We start from the raw sequence: 13,680 nt of genomic DNA on the forward strand, positions 1-13,680 counted from the left end.
GGAAAAGATTTAACGATTACGAAGGAGTGAAGAGTGTGACGGAACTTTGTTTAGTCCGACATGGTCAGACGGATTGGAATTTTCAAGAAATCATTCAAGGACGGGAAGATATCCCGCTCAACGCGCTTGGACATCGCCAAGCCGAAGAGAGCGCGGCTTTTTTAAGTCAAGAGAACTGGGACGTGATCGTCGCGAGCCCGCTCACGCGAGCAATCGATACGGCCCATTACATCGCGGAGGCGTGTGGGATCGGTCCGGGCGAGATTATTCAAGACGAACGGTTCATCGAGCGTGAGTTCGGCCATGCGTCAGGCAAACCGGTGCCTGGCATTTACGAGGCCGTTCAAGCGGACGATCAGGAACGGGTTCCGGGTCTTGAGTCGGAAGACGAGATGCGGGCCCGGGTGCTTGAAGGGATGGAACATCTCGTCGAGGTGCATAAAGGGAAGCGGATCATCGTCGTCTGCCATTCGCATGCAATCAAAGCCGCCCTATCGGCGGTCGATGACACGTACACGTTCCGCCATGCCATGCGGAACGCCTGCTCGAACTATATCGAACATCGTGAAGATCAGTTCGTCGTAAAGGCAGTGAACGTTGCCGATCATATTACGAACGAGATCGTCACGAAGTGAGGAGAGGCTCATGACGACATTGCTCTGGATTTTCATCATCGCATCATTTGTTGTCGCGTTCGCGGGATTGATCTATCCGGTCATCCCGAGCGTGCTGTTCTTATTCATCGGTTATGTGATTTACGGATTCGGGTTCTCGTTTGAACCGCTCACATGGACGTTTTGGCTCTGGCAAATCCTGTTCTTGATTTTCTTGTTTGCGGTCGACTACATCGTCACACGGGCGACAGTCGACAAGCGCGGCGGCTCGGAACGGGCGAAGTGGGGCGCGACCATCGGTTTAATCGCCGGACCGTTCATCTTCCCGCTCGTCGGCGTACTCATCTTCCCGTTCATCTTTGCGTTTTTAGCGGAGCTCACGCTCGGCAAAACGACGCGCGAGGCGTGGAGCATCGGCGTCGGGACGGTGCTCGCATTCCTTGGGAGCACCGTGCTCAAAGTCATCGGGATGACGATGATGGTCATCTTGTTTTTCATGTATATCTAAAGGCGGAGAAAATTCTTCGTCTTTTTTTGTTGAGCCGTTTACAAAAACGGGGAAAGAAAAACAAGACCGTTCGCTTATTCGAACGATCCTGTCTTGACGAGCTGGGTGAAGGCAGAGCGGCTGAACGACTGTTGCTGCTCGACTTGTTTTTCGAAGAACGACGGTTTGAGATTGGCGTCCGCCACCCCTTCTGAGATCAAGGAGTCGAGAACTTGTTTCGTCGGATCTTGTTTTGGCAGGAGCATCAATCCTTCAGCGACGAACGTGTGATGGTTCGACAGCGAACGCTCGCTCGTGAACGTCATCGCGATGGCCGCGGGACGGTTATTGGCCGAGGTGATGACCGCCTCTGCTAAAAGAAGGATCCGTTTATTCAAATAGTGGTGGAGCATGACGGCAAATTCGGTCGGGACGAGCATTTCGAGGAGCCATTCATTATCGTGTTCTTTCGAGATGATCAACCCGTCGAGCAGCTCGATCGGGAGGTTTAACTCGTTGCCGTACTCGTCTTGGACGAGGCGGACTTGGACCAGACGGAACGTTTTCATCGTATCGATCCCTTCCACGTTTTCTTTAACTCATCTTAACATAGTCTGATTCGAAGATTGTGTTACGATAACGGGGAAGCGACGTGAATATCAGAGGATAAGGAGGCATCACCATGAGTTGGATTGTTGGCATAATCGGATATATCACGATCCTAGCAATCGGTTATTACGGTGTCCTTTTCTTCAAAGTAAAGCAAGAACGGAGTCGAGCCGGGTATCGCATCTTTCTTTTACTCTCGGGACTGTTCTTCGTGAGTGGGAGTGACTATATCATCGCCTTGTTCCAGGGGGACACGGAGGCGACGTTTTGGCAGCGGACCATCTATTTCATCTTGATTTTGATTTCCCTTTCGATCGCACTTTACTTTCGGAGAAAAGAAGATAAACTCCATGCGCACGAAATGACGACCGCATAAAGAAAAGGTTACGGGGACGCCCCGTAACCTTTTCTTTATTTTGGAATCCGTGTTTGACGGATCATTTCGAGCTTCAAATCCCACAGCGGCTTGCTGAACGTGACCGCATACACTTCTGGCAACCGGAGTCGCTTGTACTCTTCCCATAGTCCGTTCATCTGCTCATGGTGATACTGGCGGATGTCTGTCGCACTCGGCAAGTCGTACACGCGCTTCCCATCTAGGAAGATCGGTTCGAGCAAACGTTTGACGGTGAAGTTGCGCGTCTTGATTCGGAACGCCGGGTCACGCACGTCGATCAAGTCGATCTCTGTATACGTCTCGACCGGTTCGTCGGCGAGCGCGATGTAATCCCCTTTGAACTTGCCCGTCTCGTTATCGATGATCCGGTAAAGTTCTTTCTTGTGCGGGGTCGTCGTCTTCACTTTCGAGGACGACACTTTGATGACCGGTTTCAACTCGCCGTCGGCCCCTTCACGGGCGACGAGCTTGTACACCATCCCGAGGGCCGGCTGTTCATAAGCCGTGATCCCGCGCGTCCCGACGAGGAACGTGTCGGCTTCAGCGCCTTGCATCCGCAAGTCTTGGATGACGTACTCGTCGAGGTCACCTGAGACGACAATTTTAACGTAGTCGAGACCGGCCGCGTTCAATGCTTTCCGAGCCCGTTTTGATAAGTAGGCAAGGTCGCCCGAATCGAGACGGACCGATTTCAAGCGGTATCCTTTCGCCTCGAGCTCTTTTGCGACCGTGATGGCGTTCGGGAGCCCCGATTTGAGCGTGTCGTATGTGTCGATCAACAGGCTCGTGTTGTCCGGATACATCTCGGCAAACGAACGGAACGCCTCGAGTTCGTCATCATGGAACTGGATGTCGGCGTGCTCCATCGTCCCTCCGGTCGGGACGTTAAAATCACGTCCTGCCGAAACGAGGCTCGTCACGTCAAAGCCGGCGATGTAAGCGGCGCGCGTCCCATAGTAGGCGGCGTCGACGCCTTGGGCACGGCGGGCCCCGCCTTCAAGCAACGTCTCATTCGGCGCGGCTTGACGGATTCGGGCGTACTTCGAGGCAATGAGTGACTCATGGTTAGCGATGTTGAGGAGCGCCGTTTGGAACAGCTTCGCTTCGAAGATCGTCGACTCGATCCGGACGACTTGTTCGTGCGGGAAGATGATTTCACCTTCGCGCACACTATAGAGAGAACCGGTGAACTTGAAGTTGCGGAGAACGTCACCGAACTCGTCCTCGAACCCGAGTTGTTCTTTCAAATAAGCAATATCGGCTTCCGTGAACGAGACGTTCTCTAAATAGTGCACGATATTTTGCAAGCCGGCGAAGACGACGTAACCGCCGCTGAACGGGTTCGAGCGGTAGTAAAGGTCGAAGACGACTTTTTCGTTATGACGGCCTTGTTTCCAATAAATATACATCCAGCGTGGGAGATAAAGGTCGGTATGAAGCGCTAAGTTGCGATGTAACATTGTAGTTTCCTTTCTGTTTGGCGTCACTTCCCGGTCACAGTAGCTCCGAGGGTCGTGACAAAATGTTCGAGCGCCCAGTCGTGTCCGACCGGGTTAAAGCTTTGAACCGCATCCGCATGGACGACGATCTTGTATCCGAGGTTGTACGCATCGACGGCCGTATGGAGCACACAGATGTCGGTGCATACACCGACGAGATGGACTTCATGGATGCCGCGCTCACGTAGGCGAAGGTCAAGGTCTGTGCCTGCGAAGGCGCTGTAACGCGTCTTGTCGATCCAATGATCGGCGCGTTCGGCGGCGGGTTTGACGGCGCCGTACAACTCGCGACCTTCCGTGCCCCGAATGTTGTGGGGTGGGAACAACGTCGTTTCAGGGTGATACGTGTCGCCGGCGTCATGGACGTCGTTCGCGACGACGACGTAGTCCTCTGTTGAAAATTCCTCGATCAACTGGACGATTCGTTCTTCTATGTCTTGCCCGGGTTTCCCGCAAGTCAAACGACCCGTGTCTGCGATAAAATCAAACGTATAATCAATGACGATCAATGCCCGCATGGGAAGTCTCCTCTCTCTTGTGAAGAATGATTTGGCTATCTTTCTTATTCTAAATCATTTTGCGGCATGCGAAAAAGATTATTTTCGCGCTTGGTCGGGTAGTAAGTGTAAGAGGAACTGCAATCGAAAGGGGAATCAGCTGATGATTTTGTCATCGACCGAACTGTCTGAACAGTTGTCACGATTACCGGGCTGGGAAGTCGTCGAAGGGGAGTTACAAAAAACGTATCGCCTCGAGACGTTTCCGGAGGCGATCCAATTCGTTCATCTCGTCGCCGATATGGCCGAGACGCTCAACCATCATCCGAACATATTGATCGAGTATCGCAACGTCACGCTCACCGTGTCGACACACGACGAAGGAGGCATCACAGAGAAGGACATCATGCTCGCGAAAGGCTGTGAGGAACTTGTCTAAACTGTTTATGACGTTCGCCTCAGGCAGTGTGGCCGATCGGTTGCGCAAGGAACCGGGCGTCATCGTCGCGAGCGGCAACGAGACAATCTTGCTTGCCGAAGGGGACAAGTCCCCGTTCCAGAGTGGGAAGACGTTCCAGATCGAAGAAGCGGCAGGACAATTCGCGCCGACAGGGAATATCATCTATGCGAACATCCCGGTCGACTCGAACGCCCGGTCGCTCTTGTTCCACCGATTGCTGAAAGAAAAGTCTCGTCTCGGGTCTGGGCACAACGGATTTGCCGCGTATCGGCTCGGCGTTGACCCGGACGACAACCACGGGATTGTCATCATTCAATTCACTGAAGAAGGAAATCGGTTCCGTGATTCGACCGACTACTTACTGTTTCAAGAACGGTTGAAAGAAGCCGTCGAACAAAAAGGGGCCGGTCCGATCATAAAACACTATGTCGTCAGTGAACCGGATAACCTATAATAAACATAACGTCACGTTAGGGGAGGATTTTTTTATGAACAAGAACTACTTCTGGATGGGTTTGGCGGCAGGTGCCATTATCGGTGCCAGCGCATCGCTACTCCACAAAGAGACACGCGATCAGCAGATCAGACAGCTCAAAGGGATGAAGTCACGACTCAAGTCGACGGACACATCGACGCAATCACATTCGGTTGGGCTCCAAGCCTCATCGAAAAGCAGCTTGAAAGATCGCGTCATGGACTTGAAGGCGTTGTACGAAGAAAACCAAGACACGATCCAAAACCTCGTCGAAGACGTCAAAGACTTGGTCGACGCGCTCCAAGACGCACGTCATAAAAATCAGATTTAATTCAAATGGCCAAGCGCTGAGCGCTTGGCCATTTTTTCATAAGAACCGTGCGAACAAGCCGAAAACGGCGAGCCCGATAATGACGTAGAAAATCCATTTGCTGTCGCTCGAATGGACGACAGGCGGAGCGTACTTCCGCGGCTTGTACTTCCCGTAACGGAGCGGACGCGAGTAAGGCACCGTGAAACGAGCCAGCGGGATCGCGAGCAAGAATCCGGCCAAGAATCCGTACACGTGTCCCCAAAGCGACACGTTCGACCCGATGAGCGTGAACACGGCGCTGATGGCGACGAAGATATAGACGAGTCGAGCGTCTTGGCTGTAGATGAGCGTACGGCGGAAGCGGCCGATGAAAACGTAGAAGCCGAGAATCGCTAAAATCGCACCCGAAGCACCGGCCTGCAGGTAGAACAGTTCGCTCACCGTGAAGAAGGTCAACAAGTTGGCGAGCGCACCCGCCACGAGATAAAACACGGCGAACTTCACATGACCGACCATGCGTTCCATGGCAGGTCCGAAAATGATGAGCGCGAACGAGTTGAACAGCAAGTGACCGAGGCCTAAATGAATGAAGTTGGCTGTCACGAGACGGTACCACTCGCCCTGGGCGAGCGCGAGGTGGAACGACCCTCCGAGCGCGACGATACGCAGTGAGGGCATCAAAGAATCGATGACAAACACGAGCAGTTGGATTACAATGAACAGCGTTACGAGCGGATACGCCCGTACGAACGTTTGAACATTCTCAGTACGACTAAACATAGCATCACCTCTTTTCTTAATTGTATAAGGAAACGAGTGAAAAAGGAAAGGAGCGAGTGTCCTATGATTGCGGGAATCGGAATCGATATCGTCGAGCTAGAACGGATCGCTCGCTCGATCGAACAACCTCGCTTTATGAACCGGGTGCTTACGGAGGCAGAGCGCGGGCTTGCCCTCACGTATTCAGACGAACGCCGAATCGAGTTCGTCGCCGGTCGGTTCGCGGCGAAAGAAGCCTACGCCAAAGCGGTCGGGACAGGCATCGCCCGCGGTTTGTCGTGGCAGCAGATCGAAATATTGCCGGACGAGACGGGACGCCCGCATATGACGGCGCCTCACCCGGGCCGGATTCATGTCAGCATTAGCCATAGCGAACGGTACGCCGTCGCACAAGTCATCATTGAAGAGGGGGATCACCATGTTTCGTCCAAGTTGGATTGAAATCGACCGGGCGGCGATCGCCCACAACATCATCGAAATCAAAAAACGTATCCCGCAAGCGCTCATGGCGGTCGTGAAAGCGAACGCCTACGGGCACGGGGCCGTTGAGGTCGCGAACATCGCGCTCGCAAACGGGGCGACGATGCTCGGAGTCGCCTTGCTTGAAGAAGCAATCGAGCTTCGAGACGCCGGTATCACCGCCCCGATCCTCGTCATGGAAGCACAATTCCCAGAATACGCCGGAGTCGCGGCCGAGCATGATGTGACGCTCTCCGTGTTCTCGGCCGACTGGTTACGTGAGGCGAAAGCGTATGTGACCGAGCGGCCGCTCACCGTACACGTCAAAGTCGACACAGGCATGGGACGTCTCGGCTTGCGGACGCGGGCCGAACTTGACGCACTTCTCGATGCAGCCGACGACCGCTTTGACGTCGAAGGGATTTATACACACTTCGCGACGGCCGACGAACCGGACAGTCCGCTCTATTACGAGCAACAAAAGCGGTTCAGTCAGTTGATCGACGGACTCATCCCGCGCTTCCGCTACATTCATACATCGAACTCGGCCGGGGCGATCCGGATGGCCGGAGAAGATGTTCCCTATAACCTTGTCCGTGTCGGCATCGCGCTGTACGGGTTATACCCATCGAGCGAGATGGCGTCGGCGTATGCGTTCTTGAAACCGGCGTTCACATTGAAGAGCCGACTCATGCAAGTGAAGACGCTTGAAGCCGGGCAGACGGTCAGCTACGGTGCGACTTACACGACGACGGCCGATGAATGGATCGGGACGGTGCCGGTCGGTTATGCCGACGGCTGGATCCGCAAGGCGAGCGGCTTCGAAGTCGACGTCGAGGGCGAGCGTTGCCCGATCGTCGGACGGGTGTGCATGGACCGCTTCATGATCCGCCTTCCGCACGAGTTCTCGGTCGGCACCGTCGTCACGTTGATCGGCGGGGCGGTCGCCATCGATGAACTCGCGGCACACCTCGGGACCATCAATTACGAGGTCGTTTGTCAATTGACGAGTCGATTGCCACGGCGCTACGTGTAAATCATAAACGTGTGAAATTATCTGAATTCTTTCGTGAATCCTCTATATTTTCCCATTCTTGCGTGTTATATTGATAAAGAACGCGGGAAAAATTCCGCCAATCACCGAAACGATTCTGGAGGTGCAAGATGTTGAAACAGCGAACTGCGGGTGCTCTAGTGTCCGTTCCAGATCGGTTCTCGCAGCATGTGAGTCCGATTTCGATGAAAGATCGTGAATCACTGTCATTGAACGATGTAGTGACGTACTTGTCTAAGGAAATTGCTGATCGACAACAAGCACTGCGTGAAGAATTGGCGAAAGGCTATCAAGAGATGGCCGCGTTTAATTTGAATATGGCAGAAGAGATGCTGATGATTGAGACGGAAGCCGAACATGCTCTCTTACGTCAAGTAAGCGGGGTGTGAGCGGAGTGATCGTAAAGCGTGGTGACGTGTTTTATGCGAATCTGTCGCCCGTAGTCGGTTCAGAGCAAGGTGGAGTTCGTCCGGTTCTCGTCATTCAAAACGATATCGGCAATCGCTTTAGCCCGACCGTCATTGTCGCTGCGATTACGGCTCAGATCCAGAAAGCAAAACTGCCGACTCATGTGGAAGTATATCAAGTCAAACACGGCCTCGAACGAGACTCCGTGATTTTGCTTGAACAGATTCGAACGATTGATAAGCGTCGTCTGACGGATAAAGTCACTCATCTCGATGATGAGACGATGCACAAAGTTGACCGAGCGCTAGAGATCAGTATGGGATTAATCCCGCTCTAGCTTACATATAACTAAACCGGTACATGGGTATCGGTTTTTTTTCAAAAAGATCGATAAAAGTGGTTTCAAATCCTGAAATAAGGGAAATATGATTAATCGTACTCAATTTTTCTATGCGTAACATTAGGAGGGAATATACAATGGATTTAGCGATTCGCGAGCAAGTCATTGGAGAACAATTACACCTTTACGTTTCTGGAGAGGTAGACACATATACGGCACCAAAATTGAAAGAGGTCTTGCACCCGGCGATTACGGAACAAGATGTCATCGTTCATTTGGACGAAGTCGACTATATGGACTCAACAGGTCTCGGCGTCTTCGTCGGCGCACTTAAAATTGCCAAACGTAACGAGAAAGAGTTGTCGCTCGTCGGCGTTACCGATCGCGTCAACCGTCTCTTTGAATTGACAGGCCTAGACAAGTTATTGTCGATCAATACAAACGTAAGAGGTGGCACGAAATGAGTAACATCGAACAGACGGTGATGACGTTCCCGGCCAAACCGGAATATGTCGGCGTGGTCCGTTTAGTCGTCTCAGGAATCGCTAACCGTATGGGATATACGTACGACGAGATCGAGGATATTAAAATCGCGGTCTCGGAAGCGTGTGGCAACGCTGTTCAGCACGCTTATGAAGACCAAGAGGGTGAAGTGAAGCTCACGTGCGGCGTCCACGACGACCGCCTCGAGATGACGATCGAAGACTCGGGCAAGACGTTCGCGGACGACGTGAAACGCCAAGCGGCTCCGGTCGAGGAGACGGCAGAAATCGAATCGCTTCACGAAGGGGGACTCGGTCTTTTCCTCATTGAAGCGTTAATGGATAACGTCTCGATCAACAAGGACAACGGTGTCAAAGTGACGATGACGAAACTCCTTAACAGGGACGAGGTGGATCAGAGTGCCAGCAAAATCTCAACAACGCCATCACAGTGATGATGAAGTATTAGAGTGGATTGAGCGCTATCAACAGGACGATCAAAACGAAGAAGTCCAGATGCTCCTCATCAACCGATACTCAGACCTTGTTGAAGCGCTCGCTCGAAAATTCTCGCGTGGCCGGGCCATCCATGATGACCTTGTGCAAGTCGGGATGATCGGGTTGCTCGCCGCACTTCGCCGTTTCGACCCGGAGTTCGGACGCAGCTTCGAATCATTCGCCGTTCCAACGATCATCGGTGAAATCAAGCGTTTCATCCGTGATAAGACGTGGAGCGTTCACGTGCCGCGTCGGATCAAGGAGCTTGGACCGAAAATCAAGAAGACGGTCGAAGAGCTGACGACAGAACTGCAACGGTCACCGCGCATCGATGAGATCGCCGAATACCTTGGCGTTTCCGATGAAGAAATTCTCGAAACGCTCGAGATGGGCAAGAGCTATCAAGCGCTCTCGGTCGACAGCTCAATTGAAGCGGACAATGAAGGCAGCACGGTCACACTGCTCGACCTCGTCGGCAGCCAAGAGCGTGGGTATGAGTCAGTCGACCAGCGCCTCATTCTCGAAAAGGCGTTCAGCGTCTTGAACGAGCGGGAACAAGCGATTTTGGAATGTGCTTACTATAAAAACATGAGTCAAAAAGAGACGGGCGAACTCCTCGGTATTTCCCAGATGCACGTGTCACGTCTACAACGACGCGCGCTCGAGAAATTGCGTGAGGCCATCAAAGTCCCACTCAACGAAGTATTCTCAAGCGATGACTAAACGGTCATCGTTTTTTTGTCGTCTTCTACAGAGTTTGCTACACTTCAATAGAGAAGAGAAAAGGAAGTGATTCGATTGATTACGAAGATTGCGAACGAATTAAAGCTGAATACGAGTCAAATCGAGACGGTACAACAACTTGCGTCGGATGGAGCGACGATCCCGTTCATGGCCCGCTATCGAAAAGAGATGACGGGGAATTTGGACGAAGTCGAGATCAAAGCGATCCTCGACTCGCTCCAATACGAAGAGAGTCTCCAAAAACGGAAAACAGACGTCCTCGCAAAACTCGAAGAACTCGAGAAGGCGACGCCGGAGCTGACACGGGCCATCGAGGTCGCGACGAGTCTCCAACAAGTCGAGGACATCTACTTGCCGTATCGTCCGAAGCGCCGGACGAAAGCCGAGCAGGGACGAGAGAAGGGGCTGCAGCCGCTCGCCGACTGGTTCCGAGAAGTATCTGCTTATTCGGTGCAACAAGCGGAGGGACTCGCGGGTGAACTGGCGCTAGAAGAGGCGCTTCCGTTCGTACAAGCGATCATCGGGGAAGAGTGGGGGGAAGAGGCAGCGCTCCGCCAGACGCTGCGGACGAAAGTGCGGAACGAGGCACTCCTCCGGTCCCAAAAGAAAAAGGCGGCAGAAGATGAGAAAGAAGTGTTCGCCCAGTATTACGACTACGAGGAGAAAGTGGTCGGCATCGTGCCGCACCGCATCCTCGCGTTGAACCGGGGTGAGCGGACCGACGTGCTCCAAGTGAAGCTCGTCTTTGACGAGACGTTGTTCTTGAAACGAGCAATCAGTAAGTTAGATCGTCTTCCGACCGAGAAACGGGATGTCGTGACGCTCGCTATAAAGGACGCGTTCAAGAAATCGGTCTTCCCGGCCATCGAACGTGAAATCCGCAGTTCGTTGACCGAGACGGCTGAAGAACAAGCGATTGACGTCTTCGCGAAGAATTTGAAGCAGCTCTATATGCAGCCGCCACTCCGGGAAGTCGTCGTGCTCGGTATTGACCCGGCCTACCGGACCGGCTGTAAGTGGGCCGTCGTCAACGAGACCGGGAAAGTCGAAGAAGTTGGCGTGTTCTATCCGACGGCGCCGAAGCATGACGTGACCGGTTCAGAAAAAGTGCTCTCATCTCTTGTGAAACGCTATCCGATCTCCGTCATCGTCATTGGCAACGGGACCGCCTCACGTGAGACCGAGCAATTTGTCTCGAACTGGCTGAAGACGGCCGAGCGTGAGATCGCGTACGCGATCGTCAATGAAGCCGGTGCCAGCGTGTACTCGGCTTCCGAGATTGCGCGATCTGAGTTCCCGGAGTTGAAAGTCGAAGAACGTTCGGCTGTATCGATCGCCCGTCGGATCCAAGATGCGATGGCCGAGCTTGTGAAAGTCGACCCGCAATCGGTCGGGGTCGGACAGTACCAGCATGATGTCAGTCAAAACAAATTGAAAGGCTCACTCGAGTTCGTCGTCGAGAGCGTCGTCAACATGGTCGGTGTCGATGTGAACCGAGCTTCCGAGTCGTTGCTCACGTACGTATCGGGCCTCAATAAGACGACGGCAAAAAACATCGTCGCGTATCGTGATGAGTTCGGGCGCTTCAATACCCGTAAAGAAATCAAGAAAGTGCCGCGTCTTGGGGCGAAGGCGTATGAGCAGGCAGCTGGCTTCCTTCGCATCACGAACGGGAGCGACGTGCTCGACCAAACCGAGATCCACCCAGAGAGTTACAAGTTGACGTTATCTCTATTGAAGGAACTCGGTGTCTCGAAAGTAGCGGTCGGCACGGCCGAGTTGCGAGATCGGTTGAATTCGGTCGATGCCCGAGTGCTCAGCGAAACGCTTGAGGCGGGACTGCCGACGGTCGAAGACATCTTGAAGTCGCTTGCCAAACCGGGCCGTGATCCACGTGAGGATATTCAAAAGCCGCTTTTACGGACGGACGTCATGAACTTAGAAGACTTGCAGGTCGGGATGGAGTTCCAAGGGACGGTTCGCAACGTCATCGACTTCGGGGCATTCGTCGACATCGGGGTCAAACAGGACGGGCTCGTCCACATCTCGAAGTTGTCGAACCGTTACGTCAAACATCCGCTCGACGTCGTCGCGGTCGGGGACATCGTCACCGTCTGGATCGAGCAAGTCGATGCCAACCGGGGCCGGATCAGCCTGACGATGCTAGAGCCTAAAAAACAATAAATCGATATTTAGTAAGAAGAAAGTCGGAGTTGAGCAAAGTGGTTTCATTTTGCTCAACTTTTTTATTAAAAAGTGTTGACGGTCGTTTTTGACCGTGATATCTTATAGAGGTCGCCAAGAGCGCGGCATGAAAAATTAAAGCTTTTCTAAAAAAGTGATTGACACGTTTCGGGTTTGCGGTTACAATTTAAATCGTTACTTTGAAAAATTCAAGCAACGTTCCGCAATAGCTCAGTGGTAGAGCAACCGGCTGTTAACCGGTAGGTCGTAGGTTCAAATCCTACTTGCGGAGCCATTTTATTTTGGAGACGTACCCAAGCGGCTATAAGGGGCTCCCCTGCTAAGGGAGTAGGCTGGGAAACCGGTGCGAGGGTTCGAATCCCTCCGTCTCCGCCACTTACTTTTTAGAAAACATCAATCAAATAAATGGCCCGTTGGTCAAGCGGTTAAGACACCGCCCTTTCACGGCGGTAACACGGGTTCGATTCCCGTACGGGTCACCATTTCGGAGGATTAGCTCAGCTGGGAGAGCACCTGCCTTACAAGCAGGGGGTCGGCGGTTCGATCCCGTCATCCTCCACCATTTCAAATTTAAGCGCGTATACTGGTCTTGTGGTGTAGGGGTTAACATGCCTGCCTGTCACGCAGGAGATCGCGGGTTCAAATCCCGTCAAGACCGCCATTTACGTTGGGCTGTAGCCAAGTGGTAAGGCATTGGATTTTGATTCCAACATGCGAAGGTTCGATCCCTTCCAGCCCAGCTTATATTTGAGCCATTAGCTCAGTTGGTAGAGCATCTGACTTTTAATCAGAGGGTCGCAGGTTCGAGCCCTGCATGGCTCACCATTTTTATTCCTCGTAACATTTAATTACGCTGCGGTCGTGGCGGAATCGGTAGACGCGCTAGGTTGAGGGCCTAGTGGTGGTTAACACCGTGGAGGTTCAAGTCCTCTCGACCGCACCATGCACCCTTAGCTCAGCTGGATAGAGCGTTAGACTACGAATCTAAAGGCCGGGAGTTCGAATCTCTCAGGGTGCACCATTTTTATTATGGGCCTATAGCTCAGCCGGTTAGAGCGCACGCCTGATAAGCGTGAGGTCGGTGGTTCGAGTCCACTTAGGCCCACCATCTTAACTGACGAACTTTGAAAACTGAACGATGAGGCAAAAAAAGTTTTACAAGTTTTGATTGAAGCGCAAGCTTCGTCATTTTCAAGAGCTATATCAAATTCTTTGGAGAGTTTGATCCTGGCTCAGGACGAACGCTGGCGGCGTGCCTAATACATGCAAGTCGAGCGCAGGAAATCGACGGAACCCTTCGGGGGGAAGTCGACGGAATGAGCGGCGGACGGGTGAGTAACACGTAAAGAACCTGCCCTC

General features: G+C 52.8%; 18 protein-coding genes, 10 tRNA genes and 1 rRNA gene. 25 read left to right on the forward strand and 4 right to left on the reverse strand.

Features of this window, described 5'->3' with window-relative positions; all coding sequences use genetic code 11:
- Nucleotides 1–35: 35 nt before the first annotated feature.
- Complete coding sequence (locus BJU60_RS12670; RefSeq protein ID WP_070329212.1) at nucleotides 36–635, forward strand: histidine phosphatase family protein; 600 nt, start codon at nucleotides 36–38, stop codon at nucleotides 633–635.
- A 10-nt stretch (nucleotides 636–645) separates the two neighbouring features.
- On the forward strand, nucleotides 646–1,122 hold the full coding sequence (locus BJU60_RS12675; RefSeq protein ID WP_070329213.1) for a DUF456 domain-containing protein: 477 nt from the start codon (nucleotides 646–648) through the stop codon (nucleotides 1,120–1,122).
- Between the two features lie 74 nt (nucleotides 1,123–1,196).
- Here BJU60_RS12675 and BJU60_RS12680 read toward each other — a convergent pair whose 3' ends face one another.
- Nucleotides 1,197–1,688 carry a YwpF-like family protein gene (locus BJU60_RS12680; RefSeq protein ID WP_236633760.1) on the reverse strand — a complete coding sequence of 164 codons (492 nt, stop codon included), beginning with the start codon at nucleotides 1,686–1,688 and terminating at the stop codon, nucleotides 1,197–1,199.
- A 95-nt stretch (nucleotides 1,689–1,783) separates the two neighbouring features.
- Between BJU60_RS12680 and BJU60_RS12685 the strand changes: the two genes are divergently transcribed.
- Nucleotides 1,784–2,086, forward strand: a complete 303-nt coding sequence (locus BJU60_RS12685) for a hypothetical protein (protein ID WP_070329214.1) — start codon at nucleotides 1,784–1,786, stop codon at nucleotides 2,084–2,086.
- Between the two features lie 35 nt (nucleotides 2,087–2,121).
- On the opposite strand, the gene BJU60_RS12690 is transcribed toward BJU60_RS12685, so the two are convergent.
- A complete protein-coding gene (locus tag BJU60_RS12690) occupies nucleotides 2,122–3,567 on the reverse strand; it encodes a nicotinate phosphoribosyltransferase (RefSeq protein ID WP_070329215.1) in 1,446 nt (481 codons plus the stop codon).
- A gap of 23 nt (nucleotides 3,568–3,590) precedes the next feature.
- On the reverse strand, nucleotides 3,591–4,124 hold the full coding sequence (locus BJU60_RS12695) for a cysteine hydrolase family protein (protein ID WP_070329216.1): 534 nt from the start codon (nucleotides 4,122–4,124) through the stop codon (nucleotides 3,591–3,593).
- Between the two features lie 142 nt (nucleotides 4,125–4,266).
- On the opposite strand from BJU60_RS12695, the gene BJU60_RS12700 reads away from it, so the two are divergent.
- Genes BJU60_RS12700 through BJU60_RS12710 form a run of 3 tightly spaced genes read left to right on the forward strand, consistent with a single transcriptional unit; the run spans nucleotide 4,267 to nucleotide 5,369 of the window.
- Nucleotides 4,267–4,542, forward strand: a complete 276-nt coding sequence (locus BJU60_RS12700) for a 4a-hydroxytetrahydrobiopterin dehydratase (protein WP_070329217.1) — start codon at nucleotides 4,267–4,269, stop codon at nucleotides 4,540–4,542.
- Nucleotides 4,535–5,017 carry a hypothetical protein gene (locus tag BJU60_RS12705; protein WP_236633533.1) on the forward strand — a complete coding sequence of 161 codons (483 nt, stop codon included), beginning with the start codon at nucleotides 4,535–4,537 and terminating at the stop codon, nucleotides 5,015–5,017. The genes BJU60_RS12700 and BJU60_RS12705 overlap by 8 nt, the downstream gene beginning before the upstream one ends.
- A 34-nt stretch (nucleotides 5,018–5,051) precedes the next feature.
- Nucleotides 5,052–5,369: a hypothetical protein gene (locus tag BJU60_RS12710; RefSeq protein WP_070329219.1), complete on the forward strand. Its 318-nt coding sequence runs from the start codon at nucleotides 5,052–5,054 to the stop codon at nucleotides 5,367–5,369.
- 36 nt (nucleotides 5,370–5,405) lie between these two features.
- Here the strand turns inward: BJU60_RS12710 and BJU60_RS12715 are convergent, their stop codons facing one another.
- Nucleotides 5,406–6,131: a rhomboid family intramembrane serine protease gene (locus BJU60_RS12715; RefSeq protein WP_070329220.1), complete on the reverse strand. Its 726-nt coding sequence runs from the start codon at nucleotides 6,129–6,131 to the stop codon at nucleotides 5,406–5,408.
- Between the two features lie 63 nt (nucleotides 6,132–6,194).
- Here BJU60_RS12715 and acpS point away from each other — a divergent pair, with 63 nt between their 5' ends.
- The 19 genes from acpS to BJU60_RS12810 form a co-directional block, all read left to right on the forward strand.
- On the forward strand, nucleotides 6,195–6,572 hold the full coding sequence (gene acpS / locus BJU60_RS12720) for a holo-ACP synthase (RefSeq protein ID WP_070329221.1): 378 nt from the start codon (nucleotides 6,195–6,197) through the stop codon (nucleotides 6,570–6,572).
- A complete protein-coding gene (alr, locus tag BJU60_RS12725) occupies nucleotides 6,550–7,626 on the forward strand; it encodes an alanine racemase (RefSeq protein ID WP_070329222.1) in 1,077 nt (358 codons plus the stop codon). Before acpS ends, alr begins: the two co-directional genes overlap by 23 nt.
- Nucleotides 7,627–7,754: 128 nt before the next feature.
- Nucleotides 7,755–8,033, forward strand: a complete 279-nt coding sequence (locus BJU60_RS12730; protein ID WP_070329223.1) for a hypothetical protein — start codon at nucleotides 7,755–7,757, stop codon at nucleotides 8,031–8,033.
- A 5-nt stretch (nucleotides 8,034–8,038) separates the two neighbouring features.
- Entirely contained in the window at nucleotides 8,039–8,389 is a 351-nt protein-coding gene (locus BJU60_RS12735) for a type II toxin-antitoxin system PemK/MazF family toxin (RefSeq protein WP_016510516.1), read from the forward strand.
- A 140-nt stretch (nucleotides 8,390–8,529) separates the two neighbouring features.
- Nucleotides 8,530–8,856, forward strand: coding sequence for an STAS domain-containing protein (locus BJU60_RS12740; RefSeq protein ID WP_016510528.1), 327 nt, complete (start codon nucleotides 8,530–8,532; stop codon nucleotides 8,854–8,856).
- A complete protein-coding gene (rsbW, locus tag BJU60_RS12745) occupies nucleotides 8,853–9,329 on the forward strand; it encodes an anti-sigma B factor RsbW (protein ID WP_070329224.1) in 477 nt (158 codons plus the stop codon). The genes BJU60_RS12740 and rsbW overlap by 4 nt, the downstream gene beginning before the upstream one ends.
- Complete coding sequence (gene sigB, locus BJU60_RS12750; RefSeq protein ID WP_070329225.1) at nucleotides 9,295–10,095, forward strand: RNA polymerase sigma factor SigB; 801 nt, start codon at nucleotides 9,295–9,297, stop codon at nucleotides 10,093–10,095. Before rsbW ends, sigB begins: the two co-directional genes overlap by 35 nt.
- Nucleotides 10,096–10,161: 66 nt before the next feature.
- Nucleotides 10,162–12,300 carry a Tex family protein gene (locus BJU60_RS12755; protein WP_083274146.1) on the forward strand — a complete coding sequence of 713 codons (2,139 nt, stop codon included), beginning with the start codon at nucleotides 10,162–10,164 and terminating at the stop codon, nucleotides 12,298–12,300.
- Nucleotides 12,301–12,520: 220 nt separating this feature from the next.
- A tRNA-Asn gene (locus BJU60_RS12760) sits at nucleotides 12,521–12,595 on the forward strand.
- 9 nt (nucleotides 12,596–12,604) lie between these two features.
- Nucleotides 12,605–12,696: transfer RNA gene (locus BJU60_RS12765), tRNA-Ser, on the forward strand.
- Nucleotides 12,697–12,728: 32 nt separating this feature from the next.
- Nucleotides 12,729–12,803 (forward strand) — tRNA-Glu (locus tag BJU60_RS12770).
- Nucleotides 12,804–12,807: 4 nt separating this feature from the next.
- A tRNA-Val gene (locus BJU60_RS12775) sits at nucleotides 12,808–12,883 on the forward strand.
- A gap of 23 nt (nucleotides 12,884–12,906) precedes the next feature.
- Nucleotides 12,907–12,982: transfer RNA gene (locus tag BJU60_RS12780), tRNA-Asp, on the forward strand.
- A gap of 7 nt (nucleotides 12,983–12,989) precedes the next feature.
- Nucleotides 12,990–13,061: transfer RNA gene (locus BJU60_RS12785), tRNA-Gln, on the forward strand.
- Nucleotides 13,062–13,070: 9 nt separating this feature from the next.
- Nucleotides 13,071–13,146, forward strand: a tRNA-Lys gene (locus BJU60_RS12790).
- A 30-nt stretch (nucleotides 13,147–13,176) separates the two neighbouring features.
- A tRNA-Leu gene (locus BJU60_RS12795) sits at nucleotides 13,177–13,264 on the forward strand.
- A 1-nt stretch (nucleotide 13,265) separates the two neighbouring features.
- Nucleotides 13,266–13,342 (forward strand) — tRNA-Arg (locus tag BJU60_RS12800).
- Between the two features lie 10 nt (nucleotides 13,343–13,352).
- Nucleotides 13,353–13,429, forward strand: a tRNA-Ile gene (locus BJU60_RS12805).
- Nucleotides 13,430–13,530: 101 nt separating this feature from the next.
- Nucleotides 13,531–13,680 (forward strand): 16S ribosomal RNA (locus BJU60_RS12810); the annotation flags it as partial.

Origin of the sequence: Exiguobacterium aurantiacum, from assembly GCF_001766415.1 — a bacterium.
Taxonomy (GTDB): Bacteria; Bacillota; Bacilli; order Exiguobacteriales; family Exiguobacteriaceae; genus Exiguobacterium; species Exiguobacterium aurantiacum_A.